Annotated in this window: 17 protein-coding genes; 12 read left to right on the top strand and 5 right to left on the bottom strand. The window is 40.0% G+C overall.

What is annotated here, in order from left to right; translation table 11 throughout:
* Positions 1–5 precede the first annotated feature (5 nt).
* The 10 genes from purS (at position 6) to IGL37_RS07470 (ending at position 10,181) form a co-directional block, all read left to right on the top strand.
* The gene (gene purS, locus IGL37_RS07515; RefSeq protein WP_002357271.1) at positions 6–257 is read left to right on the top strand and encodes a phosphoribosylformylglycinamidine synthase subunit PurS; all 252 of its coding nucleotides are present in this window, start codon (positions 6–8) and stop codon (positions 255–257) included.
* Entirely contained in the window at positions 258–932 is a 675-nt protein-coding gene (gene purQ, locus IGL37_RS07510; RefSeq protein ID WP_033917915.1) for a phosphoribosylformylglycinamidine synthase subunit PurQ, read from the top strand.
* Complete coding sequence (gene purL, locus IGL37_RS07505; protein ID WP_033917916.1) at positions 929–3,148, top strand: phosphoribosylformylglycinamidine synthase subunit PurL; 2,220 nt, start codon at positions 929–931, stop codon at positions 3,146–3,148. The genes purQ and purL overlap by 4 nt, the downstream gene beginning before the upstream one ends.
* Complete coding sequence (gene purF / locus IGL37_RS07500; RefSeq protein ID WP_002393350.1) at positions 3,124–4,563, top strand: amidophosphoribosyltransferase; 1,440 nt, start codon at positions 3,124–3,126, stop codon at positions 4,561–4,563. Before purL ends, purF begins: the two co-directional genes overlap by 25 nt.
* A 1-nt stretch (position 4,564) precedes the next feature.
* Positions 4,565–5,596, top strand: a complete 1,032-nt coding sequence (purM, locus tag IGL37_RS07495; RefSeq protein ID WP_002360140.1) for a phosphoribosylformylglycinamidine cyclo-ligase — start codon at positions 4,565–4,567, stop codon at positions 5,594–5,596.
* A complete protein-coding gene (gene purN, locus IGL37_RS07490; protein WP_002360141.1) occupies positions 5,593–6,165 on the top strand; it encodes a phosphoribosylglycinamide formyltransferase in 573 nt (190 codons plus the stop codon). Before purM ends, purN begins: the two co-directional genes overlap by 4 nt.
* Entirely contained in the window at positions 6,117–7,703 is a 1,587-nt protein-coding gene (gene purH / locus IGL37_RS07485; protein WP_372476975.1) for a bifunctional phosphoribosylaminoimidazolecarboxamide formyltransferase/IMP cyclohydrolase, read from the top strand. Before purN ends, purH begins: the two co-directional genes overlap by 49 nt.
* A gap of 18 nt (positions 7,704–7,721) precedes the next feature.
* Positions 7,722–8,969: a phosphoribosylamine--glycine ligase gene (gene purD, locus IGL37_RS07480; protein ID WP_033917918.1), complete on the top strand. Its 1,248-nt coding sequence runs from the start codon at positions 7,722–7,724 to the stop codon at positions 8,967–8,969.
* Positions 8,970–9,096: 127 nt separating this feature from the next.
* The gene (locus tag IGL37_RS07475; RefSeq protein ID WP_002357280.1) at positions 9,097–9,426 is read left to right on the top strand and encodes a DUF1648 domain-containing protein; all 330 of its coding nucleotides are present in this window, start codon (positions 9,097–9,099) and stop codon (positions 9,424–9,426) included.
* A 20-nt stretch (positions 9,427–9,446) separates the two neighbouring features.
* Positions 9,447–10,181, top strand: a complete 735-nt coding sequence (locus IGL37_RS07470) for a TIM44-like domain-containing protein (protein ID WP_002380369.1) — start codon at positions 9,447–9,449, stop codon at positions 10,179–10,181.
* A gap of 39 nt (positions 10,182–10,220) precedes the next feature.
* On the opposite strand, the gene IGL37_RS07465 is transcribed toward IGL37_RS07470, so the two are convergent.
* The 4 genes from IGL37_RS07465 to IGL37_RS07450 form a co-directional block, all read right to left on the bottom strand.
* Positions 10,221–10,742: a QueT transporter family protein gene (locus IGL37_RS07465; protein ID WP_002364076.1), complete on the bottom strand. Its 522-nt coding sequence runs from the start codon at positions 10,740–10,742 to the stop codon at positions 10,221–10,223.
* 145 nt (positions 10,743–10,887) lie between these two features.
* Complete coding sequence (locus IGL37_RS07460; protein ID WP_002398350.1) at positions 10,888–11,673, bottom strand: 3-oxoacyl-ACP reductase; 786 nt, start codon at positions 11,671–11,673, stop codon at positions 10,888–10,890.
* A gap of 62 nt (positions 11,674–11,735) precedes the next feature.
* A complete protein-coding gene (locus IGL37_RS07455; protein ID WP_002357284.1) occupies positions 11,736–11,969 on the bottom strand; it encodes a DUF2829 domain-containing protein in 234 nt (77 codons plus the stop codon).
* The gene (locus IGL37_RS07450) at positions 11,959–12,693 is read right to left on the bottom strand and encodes a YigZ family protein (protein ID WP_025191816.1); all 735 of its coding nucleotides are present in this window, start codon (positions 12,691–12,693) and stop codon (positions 11,959–11,961) included. The genes IGL37_RS07455 and IGL37_RS07450 overlap by 11 nt, the downstream gene beginning before the upstream one ends.
* 69 nt (positions 12,694–12,762) lie before the next feature.
* On the opposite strand from IGL37_RS07450, the gene IGL37_RS07445 reads away from it, so the two are divergent.
* Both IGL37_RS07445 and IGL37_RS07440 read left to right on the top strand, forming a co-directional pair.
* Positions 12,763–13,050, top strand: a complete 288-nt coding sequence (locus IGL37_RS07445) for a DUF7662 domain-containing protein (RefSeq protein WP_002357286.1) — start codon at positions 12,763–12,765, stop codon at positions 13,048–13,050.
* 120 nt (positions 13,051–13,170) lie between these two features.
* Complete coding sequence (locus IGL37_RS07440; protein ID WP_002381823.1) at positions 13,171–13,506, top strand: PTS sugar transporter subunit IIB; 336 nt, start codon at positions 13,171–13,173, stop codon at positions 13,504–13,506.
* A 324-nt stretch (positions 13,507–13,830) separates the two neighbouring features.
* Here IGL37_RS07440 and IGL37_RS07435 read toward each other — a convergent pair whose 3' ends face one another.
* Complete coding sequence (locus IGL37_RS07435; protein ID WP_002357289.1) at positions 13,831–14,547, bottom strand: AAA family ATPase; 717 nt, start codon at positions 14,545–14,547, stop codon at positions 13,831–13,833.
* Positions 14,548–14,553: the final 6 nt, after the last annotated feature.

The following is a 14,553-nucleotide window of genomic DNA, read 5'->3' as shown; positions in this document are numbered from 1 at the left end:
CGCGTATGTATTTTGTCAAAGTCTATGTTACGTATAAAGAATCAATTTTGGATCCCCAAGGTGAAGCGGTTAAGGAAGCAGTCCATCGGCTTGGTTTTACAGAAGTAGCCGAAATCCGTGTCGGTAAGTATTTTGAAATGCACGTCCAGCAGACAGAAGCAATTGAAGAGAAAATTGAACAAATTTGTGATCAACTATTAGCCAATGTAAATATGGAATCCTATCGTTTTGAAATTTTATCTTTGGAGGAAATTTAAATGAAATTGGCAGTGATTGTTTTTCCAGGATCCAATTGTGATGCAGACTTATTCTGGGCTGTCAAAGAGGTGATGGGCGTCGATGCAGAATTTGTCCGACACGATGCCACTTCTTTAGCAAAATTTGATGGCGTATTGTTGCCTGGTGGTTTTTCTTATGGCGATTACTTACGTTGTGGTGCAATTGCTCGGTTTTCGCCAATTATCAATGAGGTGATTCGCTTTGCTACAGAAGGCAAAATGGTTTTTGGTACTTGTAATGGCTTTCAAATTTTAACAGAAATTGGCTTACTTCCTGGCACGTTGCTAAGAAATGATTCGCTTCGTTTTATTTGTAAAAGTGTCCCATTGAAAGTGAATACGCACACAAAGTTTACAAGCGAGTATCCTGAAAATGTTTCGATACATTTACCAGTAGCGCATGGCGAAGGGAATTACTATTGTGATGAAAAAACGTTGAAAGAGCTGAAAGAAAAGAACCAAATTGTTTTTACGTATCAAGAAAAGGTGAACGGGAGTCTTGCGAATATTGCTGGTATTTGTAATGAACAGGGCAATGTTCTAGGAATGATGCCTCATCCGGAACGAGCGATGGAAGAATTGTTAGGTTCAACAGATGGACGCAGCTTTTTTGCTTCAATCATTAAAAACTTTGGAAAGGAATTAAGCCAATGATGAATGAACCAACACCAAAAGAAATCAAGGAGACACGGTTGTATGCAGAATGGGGACTAACAGATGAAGAATATCATCAGATTGAGACCATTTTGCAAAGAGAACCTAATTATACAGAAACTGGCTTATTCTCCGTGATGTGGAGTGAACATTGCTCTTACAAAAATTCCAAGCCCGTTTTAAAAAAGTTTCCGACGGAAGGGCCACAAGTGCTTCAAGGCCCTGGTGAAGGAGCTGGGATTGTCGATATTGGTGACGGATTAGCTGTTGTTTTTAAAGCAGAGAGCCATAATCATCCTTCTGCAGTGGAACCTTACGAAGGAGCAGCTACAGGCGTTGGTGGAATTATTCGCGATATTTTCAGTATGGGGGCGCGGCCGATTGCTTTACTGGATTCGTTAAGATTTGGCGAACTGACGGATGCACGAACACGTTATTTGTTTCAAGAAGTTGTGGCGGGGATTAGCGGTTATGGAAATTGTATTGGTATTCCAACCGTTGGCGGCGAAATTGCTTTTGAGCCATGTTATCAAGGAAACCCACTTGTCAATGCTATGTGTGTGGGATTGATTCGTCATGATGAGATTCAAAAAGGCCAAGCAAAAGGCGTCGGAAATAGCATTCTTTACGTAGGTGCGAAAACAGGACGTGATGGAATTCATGGTGCGACCTTTGCTTCAGAAGAATTTAGTGAAGGTGAAGAACAGCAACGATCTGCGGTACAAGTAGGTGATCCGTTTATGGAAAAATTATTATTGGAAGCTTGTCTTGATTTAATCAAAAATCATCAAGATATTTTAATCGGCATCCAAGATATGGGGGCGGCTGGCTTGGTTTCTTCAAGTGCTGAAATGGCATCAAAAGCAGGTTCAGGCTTGATTCTAGAGCTGGATAAAGTTCCGCAGAGAGAGACGCTGATGAGCCCCTATGAAATGCTCTTGTCTGAGTCCCAAGAACGGATGTTAATCTGTGTGGAAAAAGGAGCAGAACAGCAAGTTTGTGAATTGTTTCAAACGTATGACTTAGAAGCGGTAGCGATTGGATCCGTAACAGATGATGGACAGTATCGTGTCTTTCACGGTGGCAAAATAGTCGCAGATGTACCAGTAGATGCTTTGGCAGAAGAAGCCCCTGTCTACCAGAAAGCCTATCAAGAACCAGAGCGGATGCGTGCTTTTAAAAAATTAGCGCCCTTCATTCCAGAAATTACGAATAGCACGGAATTATTAAAACGCCTATTGCAACAGCCAACGATTGCATCAAAAAAATCAGTTTACGAAACCTATGATAGTCAAGTACAAACGAATACAGTGGTGCAACCAGGAAGTGATGCAGCTGTTTTAAGAGTGCGGGGCACCAATAAAGCCTTAGCGATGACGACAGATTGTAATAGCCGTTATTTGTATTTAAATCCTGAAATAGGTGGGCAAATTGCGGTTGCAGAAGCAGCCCGTAATATTGTAGCAAGTGGAGCACAACCTTTGGCTATCACTGATTGTTTGAATTATGGTTCCCCTGATAAACCAGAAAGTTTTTGGGAATTATGGACGTCAGCGGATGGAATCGCCGCAGCCTGCCGTCAGCTAGGAACACCCGTGATTTCAGGGAACGTCTCTCTTTACAATGAAACAGATGGTCAAGCCATTTATCCAACGCCAATGATCGGCATGGTGGGCGTGATTGAAGATGTTTCACAAATTACCACACAAGCGTTAAAACAAGTGGATGACTTAATTTATCTCATCGGTGAAACCCACGCAGATTTTAACGGCTCAGAAATTCAAAAAATGCAACTGGGTCGAATTGAAGGGCAATTACGCTCATTTGATTTAAAAGAGGAAAAAGCAAACCAAGAATTAGTTTTAAAAGCAATTCAAGCAGGCCTAGTTGCTAGCGCGCATGATTGCGCTGAAGGTGGCGTTGCCGTTGCTTTAGCCGAGTCGGCTTTTGCTAACGAACTGGGGTTACAGGTGACACTGCCATTAACAAAAGAATATCTATTTGCGGAGACGCAATCCCGTTTTATTCTTTCAGTTAGTCCCCAGCATCAAGAAGCATTTGAAACACTTATCGGAAGAAAAGCTCAACATATTGGGAAAGTGACTGAAACTGGTTTGATCATTCATGCGTTAGATGATGTGATCGATTGTTCAACAAAAGAAGCCAAAGCCTTATGGGAGGATGCGATTCCATGTCTTATGAAGCAAAAAGCTTAAATGAAGAGTGTGGTATTTTTGGTATTTGGGGTCATCCTGATGCGGCACAAGTGACCTATTTTGGTTTACACAGCTTACAGCATCGAGGCCAAGAAGGCGCGGGAATTGTGGCGAACAATTCTGGGAAATTAGATGGCCACCGTGATTTAGGTTTATTAGCAGAAGTATTCCAAAAGCAAGAACAACTGAATGCGTTAGAAGGAACGGCGGCTATTGGTCATGTACGCTATGCAACCGCTGGTACGAGTAGCGTGGATAATATTCAGCCATTTTTATTTAAATTTTATGATAGTCAAATTGGGTTAGCACACAATGGCAATTTGACAAATGCCAAGCGTTTACGAAAACAACTAGAAAGAGAAGGAGCTATTTTTCATTCCAATTCAGACACTGAAATTTTAATGCACTTGATTCGAAAAAGCACTGCTGTCTCGTTTCTCGATAAACTAAAAGAGAGCTTGAATTTGGTTAAGGGGGGCTTTGCTTATCTTTTATTAACAGAAACGATGATGATTGCTGCACTGGATCCCAACGGCTTTCGCCCTCTCTCCATCGGACAAATGAACAATGGGGCGTACGTTGTGGCATCCGAAACGTGTGCATTAGAAACAGTTGGGGCTCGCTTTATTCAAGATGTGGCGCCTGGTGAAGTAGTCATCATTTCTGATGAAGGCTTGAAAATAGAGGTTTTCACTACGGAAGTCCAACCGGCAATTTGTGCAATGGAATATATTTATTTTGCACGACCAGATTCAAATATTGCTGGAGTTAATGTGCATACAGCTCGTAAAAGAATGGGGAAGAACTTGGCGATCGAAAGTCCAGTCGCAGCTGATATGGTAGTTGGGGTACCGAACTCGTCATTGTCTGCAGCTAGCGGCTATGCAGAAGAAGCACAGATACCTTACGAACTAGGTTTAGTAAAAAATCAATATGTCGCTCGAACATTCATCCAGCCGACACAAGAATTAAGAGAACAAGGTGTCCGTATGAAACTATCGGCAGTTCGTGGCGTGGTCAAAGGAAAAAAAGTCGTTTTAGTAGATGATTCGATTGTTCGCGGAACCACTATTCGGCGCATTATCCATTTATTAAAAGAAGCAGAAGCGCAAGAAGTTCATGTCAGAATTGCTTCACCACCATTAAAATATCCGTGTTTTTATGGCATTGATATACAGACGCGGGACGAACTAATTGCGGCAAACTATTCAATTGAAGAAATCAAAGAGCAGATTGGCGCAGATTCGCTGGCTTTTTTGAGTGAAGCAGGGCTGATTGATGGGATTCAATTAAATTACGATGCTCCTTATTCTGGGCTGTGTATGGCTTACTTTAATGGAGACTATCCAACGCCTTTGTATGATTATGAAGAACAATATCAAGCATCCTTGAAAAAAGAAACTAGGAGGAATTGACATGGAAAATGCCTATTCAAAAGCTGGCGTAAATGTTGAGGCAGGATACGAAGTAGTGGAACGAATTCAAAAGCATAGCCAAAAGACACAACGGACGGGAACGTTGGGCATGCTTGGTGGTTTTGGTGGTTGTTTTGATTTAAGTAGTTACAAGCTTAAAGAACCAGTTTTGGTATCAGGAACGGATGGCGTAGGCACAAAGTTACTCTTGGCAATTGAAGAACAGAAACACGAGACAATCGGAATTGATTGTGTAGCAATGTGTGTCAATGATGTCGTCGCACAAGGCGCCGAACCGTTATATTTTTTAGATTATTTAGCGTTAGGGACCGTTAACCCAGCTAAAGTTGAAGCAATTGTTGCGGGTGTTGCGGCTGGCTGTTGTGAGGCGAATGCAGCCTTAATTGGGGGCGAAACAGCTGAAATGCCTGATATGTATGAAGCAGATGCTTATGACGTGGCTGGTTTTGCCGTGGGTATTGCTGAGAAAAGTCAACTCTTGACTCCAAGTAACGTAAAAGAAGGCGATTTCTTGATTGGTCTTCCTTCAAGTGGTCTTCATTCTAATGGTTACTCTTTAGTAAGAAATGTTTTTTTTAAGAAACATTCGTTTAAAACAACGGACAAGCTTCCAGAATTGGCACCCAAAACGTTAGGGGAAGAATTATTAACACCAACAAAAATTTACGTCAAGGAATTATTGCCATTGTTAAAAGCAGGACTCGTGCATGGGGCTGCGCATATTACTGGCGGCGGGTTTTTAGAAAATCTACCAAGAATGTTTTCTTCCGCATTAGCTGCAGAGATTCAATTAAATAGTTGGCCAGTGCTACCAATTTTTAAATTGATTCAAAAATACGGTGAAATTCCACCTGAAGAAATGTATGAAATTTTCAATATGGGCTTAGGGATGATTTTAGCGGTGAGTCCAGAGCATGTTGAAAAAGTTCAGGAGCTTTTGCCAGAAGCTTTTGAAATTGGTCGTTTGGTACCTAGGAAAACGAAAGCCGTTATTTTTAAGGAAGCCTTATGAAGATAGCTGTTTTTGCATCTGGCAATGGTAGCAATTTTGAGGCGATTGCTGCAGCTTTTTCCCAGAAAAAAATTGCAGGGCAGTTGAGCTTAGTCTTTTGTGACCAGCCTGAAGCCTATGTATTGACCCGTGCCCAAAAACGCAAGATTCCCGTTGTTTGCTTTTCACCATCTGATTTTCCATCTCGTGGGCAGTATGAAGAACAAGTATTGAAACATTTAAAAGAGCATCAGATCGATTTAATCGTGTTAGCTGGTTATTTGAGAATTATCGGCAAGACTTTACTGGAGGCTTATCCAAAGAGAATCGTCAATATTCATCCTTCTCTGTTACCTAGTTTTCCAGGTCTTCACGGAATTGAAGAGGCATTTCATTATGGAGTGAAAATAACAGGAATCACTATCCATTATGTTGACTCTGGGGTTGATACAGGACCGATTATTTTTCAAACAACAACCAAGATTGATACTGAAGATACATTGGACACATTAGCAGAGAAAATTCATGCTCTTGAGCACGAATGGTACCCAAAAATAATTTCACAAATTGTAAAGGAGACAATGAAATGACCAAAAGAGCATTGATTAGCGTTTCAGACAAAACAGGAGTGACAACATTTGCAGCAGGCTTAGTTGCAAATGGTTTTGAAATTATCTCCACTGGGGGTACAAGGAGTGTCTTAGAAGAAGCGGGGGTACCGACACTTGCTATTGACGACATCACTGGCTTTCCAGAAATGTTAGATGGCCGTGTCAAAACGTTACATCCGAATATCCATGGCGGACTTTTGGCAAAAAGGGGAAACCAAGCGCATCAAAAAGCACTGACTGAACAAGGCATTCAATTTATTGACCTTGTAGTAGTGAATCTTTATCCATTTAAAGAAACAATTTTAAAACCAGCGATCTCTGAAGCAGAAGCGATTGAAATGATTGATATTGGCGGTCCTAGCATGTTACGTTCAGCGGCAAAAAATTATCAAGACGTAACAGCAGTGGTTGATCCTAGTGATTATGAACAGGTATTAAGTGAAATTAGCAGCACTGGAACTAGCCAGTTAGCCACTAGAAAAAGATTAGCAGCAAAAGTCTTTCGTCATACCGCTGCTTATGACGCGCTTATCGCTGACTATTTAACGACGCAAGTGGGTGAAACTGAGCCAGAGAAACAAACGCTTACTTATGAACGTAAGCAAACATTGCGCTATGGTGAAAATAGCCATCAACAAGCCACCTTTTATCAATCCGTTGTACCTGTATCATTATCCATTGCTTCCGCTCGACAACTTCATGGCAAAGAACTTTCATATAATAATATTCGAGATGCTGATGCAGCGCTCCGGATTGCTAGCGAGTTTACAGAACCAACGGTCGTCGCTGTTAAACATATGAACCCATGTGGAATTGGAACAGGAAAAACGATTTTGGCAGCCTATCGTCAGGCATTTGAAGCAGATCCAGTTTCAATTTTTGGTGGCATTGTTGTTTTGAATCGTCCAGTGGACCAAGCGACTGCGGCTGAAATGCATCAAATCTTTTTAGAGATAATTATTGCGCCTAGTTTTGAAGAAGAAGCTCTGGCACTGTTATCTCAGAAAAAGAATCTTCGTTTGTTAACGTTAGATTTTCATGCTCAAGAAAAAAAAGCGGTGGAATTAGTTTCTGTTATGGGCGGGTTATTAATTCAAGAACAAGATACAGTTGTTGAAAATGACCAAGCATGGCAAGTTGTTACAGAGCGCAAACCCACACCAGCTGAAAGAGACGCATTGAACTTTGCTTGGAAAGCAGTCAAGCATGTAAAATCAAACGCTATTGTTTTAGCCAATGAAAGCCAAACGGTGGGGATTGGCGCTGGTCAAATGAATCGAATTGGGTCAGTAAAAATTGCAGTTGATCAAGCCCAAGCAGCTGGAAAATTACAAGGGGCCGTCTTAGCAAGTGATGCCTTTTTCCCCATGGCAGATAGCGTGGAATATGCTGCACAACATGGCATTCAAGCAATTATTCAGCCAGGCGGGAGCATTAAAGACCAAGCATCAATCGATCTAGCGAATCATTATGGTATTGCGATGATTTTTACTGGGACTCGTCATTTCAAACATTAATTTTTAAAGGAGAAACCGATGAATATATTAGTGATTGGGCGTGGTGGTCGTGAACATGCAATCGCCAAAAAATTACAGCGAGAAGACAAAGTCAAGACTGTTTATTGTGCACCAGGTAATCCTGGTATGAGTGGTGATAATATTCGGACTGTACCTATCGGTGAAGAGCAGCAAACGGAACTAATTCAATTTGCGAAGGATAATCAGATTGATTGGACATTCGTCGGACCAGAAACGCCATTAATTGAAGGGATTGTAGATGCCTTTCAAGCAGCGGGATTACTGATTTTTGGCCCGACAAAAGCAGCTGCAATAATTGAAGGTTCAAAAAGTTTTGCGAAAGATTTTATGCAAAAATACCAGATTCCAACGGCGGAATATCGGGTCTTTCGACGTTTGGCACCTGCCTTAGAATATATTGAACAGCAAGGAGTACCAATTGTTATTAAGGCGGATGGTTTGGCAGCTGGAAAAGGAGTAGTAGTTGCCGAAACAAAAGCAGCCGCAAAACGGGCGCTAGTTGCGATGATGGAGGATCAACAATTTGGAGTAAGCGGTCAAACGGTTGTAATCGAAGAATTTTTGCAAGGAGAAGAATTTTCCTTAATGGCTTTTGTTTCTAATGAGAAGGTATATCCGATGGTGATTGCTCAAGATCATAAGCGGATTTTCGATGGGGATGCTGGTCCGAATACAGGGGGGATGGGTGCTTACACACCAGTGCCTCAGATCCCAGAAGAAGCGGTTCAGCAAGCCATTAGCCAAGTCCTGAAACCGACTGCTAAAGGAATGGTGGCTGAAAAACGTCCGTTTCAAGGGATTTTATATGCTGGTTTAATCCAAACAGCAACTGGCCCCAAGGTTATTGAATTTAATGCTCGATTTGGGGATCCAGAAACACAAGTTGTGTTGGCACGTTTAGAGAGTCCCCTTTCAGAAATAATTTCTTCATTGCTGGTGAAAGAGCAACCAACGATTGCATGGAATGAGTTAGCGAGTGTTGGTGTTGTTGTAGCAGCAGAAGGCTATCCTAATCAATACAAGACAAATCTACCATTGCCAGAAATGTCTGGTGAAACCATCTATTATGCAGGGGTAACTCGTTCAGAACAGGCTCTGGTTTCGGCTGGCGGACGAATCTTTTTAGCAGAAGCAACTGCTTCGACTCTTGAAGAAGCCCGCAAAAAAGTTTATCAAACATTGGATAATTACTCATTTCCTGGAATGTACTATCGAAAAGATATAGGTGTGAAAGGCTTGATTTAAGGTTTTTAAAAACAGAGGCAAGGACATTTAATCGAATGTTTCCTTGTCTTTTTTTTATTGCAAATTCAGATAGGGAGGCATAAACTGAAAGTATATCTATCATTAAATAGAGGAGAAAACTAAGATAATGAGAAACAAGCAGATTGAAAAAGTTAGTCAACGGTTGTTTATTGTTACAAGTGTCTTGGCAGTCAGTTTACTGTTATTAAGTGTGGTGGTTTATCCTGATTTACCAGCTCATGTGCCCATTCATGTGAATTTTTTGGGCGAGGGTAATTCGTTTGGCCCAAGATCTAGTATATTTATGTGGCCAGCGGTCCTGTTTGGCTTGAGTATTTATCAACGAAGTTATCAATCAGTACAACCATATGGCAGATGGCTGAAGGTATTATTAATCATTGTTAATCTTGGCGCTTTGTTTAGTATTCTGCGTCTATTTATTCATTTGTTGGTTTGAAGGGGTCGAAAGGTGAGAGAATGAGAAAGTTAATTTTGGTTTTTGTGGGCTGTGCCATGGCCTTTTGTTTATGGCCTAATCAAGCGGCGGCTGTAGCTGGTGGCTATGGCGGCGGACGTGTAGAAAGTCCTAGCGGAGGTAATCCCTCGAATGGTTTTTCGCCAAGCGGTGATGGATCAAGAAGTTATGTTCATCATAACGAGACCGGGACCAGCAACACAACGCCACTGGAAGGCTTAATTTCAACAGTGTTTTTTGTTCTTTTTGGGGGCGCGATGATTTGGCAAAGACGCCGTAGAAATCAACCAGTCGATGAAGGTGCTTTTCAAGAAATGTGGGCAGCATTACCTGGAACATCAAAAGAAAAAAAGGCACTCTTAAAAGAAATACAACAAACGTTTTTAGAAATACAACAAGCGTGGGATCAAGAAAATTTGTCTGTAGTCAAAGATAACTATACAGAAAAACTTTATCAAAAACATCTTGCAGTATTACAAGCAAATCAACAAGCGGGCATCAGAAATCATGTAAAAAAAGTGAAAGTAGCGCCAGCTTCGAATTATCATCCTATTAGTGAAACCAGTTTTTCACTGATGCTTCATTTTTCTTGTATTGACTACGAGGAAGATACTCAAAGCGGTCGTGTTTTATCGGGATACAAGCATCAAAAACAATATTTTTCACAACTTTGGTATTTTGATTACAATCCATCTCTTGGAAAATGGCAAGCAGACTTCATTCAACCTAAAGGATAGTGCTAAAAAGCGCTTGGGGTTTAAACCCCAAGCGCTTTTTTATTCTTCGATGCGTTTTACAAGCTGTATTTTTTTATTTAATACGTAAATCAGAATACCGCCGACGGTCATTGAAAGAAGTTCACCAAGTCCAACGGTCAACCATGTGTACCAAAAAGGTAACTGATAAAAGAACGTTAAGGGTCCGGCGACAGTGAACATGGACAAAGCAAAAAGAATGGCCGTCAGCATTAGTTTAATCAATAAATTTTGCTGATTTTTTGTCGCAAAATAGGCAATCCATAAGACTGCGCACGTTCCAGCGCTACCGATGACTATATCGATGATACCAAGAGGCGAAGCGGCGTTGGCAATCGCAACCCCTAACGTAATGGACCAGATATATCGCTTGTTAAAAACGCCTAAATAATTAAATAATTCGGCAAGACGAAGCTGTATCGGACCAAAACTAAGCGGAGCGAGAAGTACAGTGACAACGACATACAAAGCGGTAACCAGCGCCATTTTAGCCAAAGCCGTAGCTGACCACGTACTGGTTTGTGGATTTGATGAATGATTCATTTAAGATTCTCCTTTATAAAACAACGACGTGTTTTAGTGATAACCATAACCAAAGGAAGGGCAGCAAAGCCAACTGAAGTGTTATGGTGTGAGTTGCCTCACTGTGTTACATGTTACTGAAGAACAGACACTCTGTAAAGTCTTTTTATTTCATGGTCCAACCACCATCAATGGTCATAACTGTGCCATGGATATAATCAGCGTCATCACTAGCTAGAAATAATGAAAGTTTTGCTACCTCTTGTGGCTGTGCCCAACGGCCCGCGGGTGTTTCACGTGCTACCCAAGTAGCCATTTCACCTTCTCCTGCAAAATCAGCTGCGTTCATGGGTGTTTGGATGGCACCTGGCGCAATCGCATTTGCTCGAATGCCTAATTTGGCATAATCGTAGGAAAGTTGTTTTGTATACCCGATGATTGCGTGTTTAGAGGCAGTGTACGCTGCGCCGCCGCCCCCAGCTACTAAGCCAGCGATAGATGCCATGTTAACGATTACTCCTTTTTTTTGTTGGAGGAAATAAGGTAATAGAGCATTGGTCACTAAAAAGACACTTTTTAAATTGGTTGCTAAAATTTGATCCCATAAAGCTTCCGAAGTTTCTAGAGAAGGACGATAATCATCTAAAATACCTGCCGTATTTAATAAAATATCAATTTGGCCGTTGTCTTTCACAATTTGTTTCATCGTGGCTTGCACAAATGAGGGAGAAGACACATCACCGACAAAATAAGTAAATGGCTTAGTAGAATCTAGGTTAACCAGTGCGGCTGTCTGCTTTAACCCCGTTTCGTCTAGGTCGATGCCAATAACTTCAGCACCTTGCTCAGCAAAGGCAATTGCTTGTGCTTGGCCAATCCCTGAAGCTGCACCGGTTACAAGCACCCGTTTTGTTTCAAATTCTTTTGGCATAAGAAAAACTCCTTTAAACATTTAAAAATTAAGGTCTGGAAGAACGAGCAATCGCCGTAATCTGCCAGACCTTATGTGTGTAGTTATGCTTCAACAATCACCCAATCTTCTGCTAAGACATCACAAGGTGTTGGTGAAAACATGCTGTAGCCTTCATCAGAAGTTTTGATTAAAAAATACGGGGTAACTTGTAAAAATTCACCTTCGGAGGTGCCAATTTCATCACGTAATTCAATAAAAAGTTCAAAACCGCTCCAGCCTTTACGTACGGCTTTTTTTCCTGCTTTAATCTGTGGCAATACTTCTTCAAATGTCATTTGCTTGTGCTCCTTTTTCGTTAAATGGTAGTTCGTGATAGCTTGTTGCGCCTTTTTCAATTGTCAACTGGCCGTTAAGTAGATCCGTCATTTCAGCTATAAATGTTTCTGTTGCTTGTTCATCTACTAAACAAATTAACTGAATAGACTCTGTGTAAATAGTTTCTTTAAGCGTGTAGGGACTATGTTCCAAAAAGGCTTGGACTTTTCCTAATAAAGGATAGGCGATCGTAATCAATAGTTCTTGTTGTAATTTGCCAATGACTAAACCAATTTCATCTAAAGTGTGGGAAAGAGCATGACTATATGCTCGGATTAAACCACCAGTGCCTAATTTTATTCCGCCAAAATAACGAGTGACAACAGCCACTACGTTGATTAACTCTTTTTTCTTTAAGACTTCCAGCATTGGAACACCAGCAGTGCCACTAGGTTCGCCGTCATCGCTGCTCCGCTGAATGTCATTTTTTTCGCCGATCACAAAAGCACTACAATTATGATTGGCTTTCCAATGTTCTTTTTTTATTGCGGCGATAAAGGCTTTTGCTTCTTCTTCTGATGTTACGCGCTTTACAGAACAGATAAACCGCGATTTCTTGATTTCAATCTCGCTGAAACCATCTTGTTTGACTGTAATATAGCTTTCTAACATATGGGTATCCTTTTCTCTCGTAATAAAGTCAGTATAAAAAAGAATCAACTGAATAGCAACTTTTTCTCTCATCTTTTTTGTGAGATTTTTGGAAAAAAACGTTATAATAAGGTATGATAGAGAAAAGGGAGGCGCTGGAAAATGGTACATACACGACAGAAAAAATATGATACAATTACTCATTATTTGAAAACGAATGGCGGTTCCCAAGTTACTTTGACCTTTACTCAGTTTGATGAATTGTTATTCCCTCATTCTGGTTTACCAAAAACTGCTAAGACAGATGTCGATTGGTGGGCAAACGATTATAAGCATCCAGAAAAGGGCGCTTATGGTTGGTTGAATGCGAGTTATCAAGTAGTTCAAGTGAATTTGGAAAAAGAATATGTGGTATTTAATAAATTACTGAAATCAGCATGGTACGTTTAAACCAAGATTGTATCCGCTTTAAAAAACAAGAATGATTGACAAAAATTAACTTTACACTATAATATTTTTAATAGATAATGTTGAAAATTGAAAAAGGCAATGGTAAAAGGGGCTGTTAAAATGTCAAAAAAAACAATTATGTTAGTTTGCTCCGCAGGAATGAGTACTAGTTTACTTGTTACAAAAATGCAAAAAGCAGCATTTAATCAAGGCTTAGATGCCCATATATTTGCGGCTTCTGCATCGGAAGCAGAAACAAATTTAGAAAATAATCCAGTCGATGTGTTATTGTTAGGTCCACAAGTTCGTTATATGAAGAGTGATTTTGAAAAGCGTCTATCACCAAAAGGTATCCCAACAGATGTCATTAGCATGTCTGATTACGGCTTAATGAACGGGGAAAAAGTGTTGGAACAAGCCTTGGATTTGTTAGCACAAGCAGATAAAAAAGAGTAAAAACAAGTTGTTTTTTCGAGAATCTTCGAAAAAGCAACTTGTCTTTTTTTATGACTTTAGTTAATTGGAATTGAGCTGAAGCAGTCATTCTGGTTTATCAGTTCCATAAATTATAGAGCCGAAATTAGTCCTGTGAGCTAGAGAAAGACAACTGTCTTTAATTTTTTACTTTAATCTAGATACTAAAAAAACATACTTAACAATCTATTTTCTGAATAATGAACGCCTTTTTCCGTAGTCTGAAAGTAGTAATTCAAAGAATGATTAACAATATTATTATATACGAGTCATTATAGTATGGCATAAGCAATTCGAATAACAGACTTATTCAGCAAATAAATGAGAGAGAATTCTGTTTTTGTTGTTTAAAAATAATGAGGTTATTTCATAAGGCATACTTTCTTCATACGTGATTTCTAAAGGACTATCTTTATCAAAAGAAATAATTTGTGAGTCAGGCATTGCAAGTAATATAGGTGAATGAGAGACAATAATAAACTGAGACCCCTCATCAATTAGTTTTTTTATAGATATCATTAAGGCTAGTTGGCGTTGAGGTGAGAGAGCCGCTTCAGGTTCATCTAACAGGTACAGACCATTTCCTCTAAACCGATGGTTCACCAGATTCAAAAAACTTTCGCCGTGTGATTGATGATGTAGGGATTTATCGCCATATTCAGAAAAATCTAAGTCTATATTTTCTGCATATGTAGCAACATTGTAGAAACTTTCAGCTCTTAAAAAGAAGCCATCCTTAGCACGCTTTACACTTTTTCCAACAGTTAAATAATTATGTAAATCCAAGTGAGTATCGTTTGTAGAGAAATTAAAATTAATACTACCGCCTTCAGGATTAAATCCCCAATTGACTGCGATTGCTTCTAATAAAGTGGATTTTCCAGTTCCATTTTCACCTGAAAAAAAAGTAATAGGTTTTTTAAAATTTAGTGAATTAAATTTATTCAGCCCTTCAATTTTTGAAAAAACAGAATCTTCTTCAAAAGCTTTGAGTTCTAGTCTTTTTAAAAAAATATTTTCCATGATAAA

It is taken from the genome of Enterococcus sp. AZ119 (assembly GCF_050546175.1).
Lineage (GTDB): Bacteria > Bacillota > Bacilli > Lactobacillales > Enterococcaceae > Enterococcus > Enterococcus faecalis.
Note: the sequence above shows the minus strand (reverse complement) of the source record. Positions and strands in the feature narration are given on the sequence as shown.

Coding starts and splice junctions, on each gene's coding strand:
- purS (WP_002357271.1), top strand. CDS start 6: ATGTATTTTGTCAAAGTCTATGTTACGTATAAAGAATCAATTTTGGAT.
- purQ (WP_033917915.1), top strand. CDS start 258: ATGAAATTGGCAGTGATTGTTTTTCCAGGATCCAATTGTGATGCAGAC.
- purL (WP_033917916.1), top strand. CDS start 929: ATGATGAATGAACCAACACCAAAAGAAATCAAGGAGACACGGTTGTAT.
- purF (WP_002393350.1), top strand. CDS start 3,124: ATGTCTTATGAAGCAAAAAGCTTAAATGAAGAGTGTGGTATTTTTGGT.
- purM (WP_002360140.1), top strand. CDS start 4,565: ATGGAAAATGCCTATTCAAAAGCTGGCGTAAATGTTGAGGCAGGATAC.
- purN (WP_002360141.1), top strand. CDS start 5,593: ATGAAGATAGCTGTTTTTGCATCTGGCAATGGTAGCAATTTTGAGGCG.
- purH (WP_372476975.1), top strand. CDS start 6,117: ATGGTACCCAAAAATAATTTCACAAATTGTAAAGGAGACAATGAAATG.
- purD (WP_033917918.1), top strand. CDS start 7,722: ATGAATATATTAGTGATTGGGCGTGGTGGTCGTGAACATGCAATCGCC.
- IGL37_RS07475 (WP_002357280.1), top strand. CDS start 9,097: ATGAGAAACAAGCAGATTGAAAAAGTTAGTCAACGGTTGTTTATTGTT.
- IGL37_RS07470 (WP_002380369.1), top strand. CDS start 9,447: ATGAGAAAGTTAATTTTGGTTTTTGTGGGCTGTGCCATGGCCTTTTGT.
- IGL37_RS07465 (WP_002364076.1), bottom strand. CDS start 10,742: ATGAATCATTCATCAAATCCACAAACCAGTACGTGGTCAGCTACGGCT.
- IGL37_RS07460 (WP_002398350.1), bottom strand. CDS start 11,673: ATGTTTAAAGGAGTTTTTCTTATGCCAAAAGAATTTGAAACAAAACGG.
- IGL37_RS07455 (WP_002357284.1), bottom strand. CDS start 11,969: ATGACATTTGAAGAAGTATTGCCACAGATTAAAGCAGGAAAAAAAGCC.
- IGL37_RS07450 (WP_025191816.1), bottom strand. CDS start 12,693: ATGAGAGAAAAAGTTGCTATTCAGTTGATTCTTTTTTATACTGACTTT.
- IGL37_RS07445 (WP_002357286.1), top strand. CDS start 12,763: ATGGTACATACACGACAGAAAAAATATGATACAATTACTCATTATTTG.
- IGL37_RS07440 (WP_002381823.1), top strand. CDS start 13,171: ATGTCAAAAAAAACAATTATGTTAGTTTGCTCCGCAGGAATGAGTACT.
- IGL37_RS07435 (WP_002357289.1), bottom strand. CDS start 14,547: ATGGAAAATATTTTTTTAAAAAGACTAGAACTCAAAGCTTTTGAAGAA.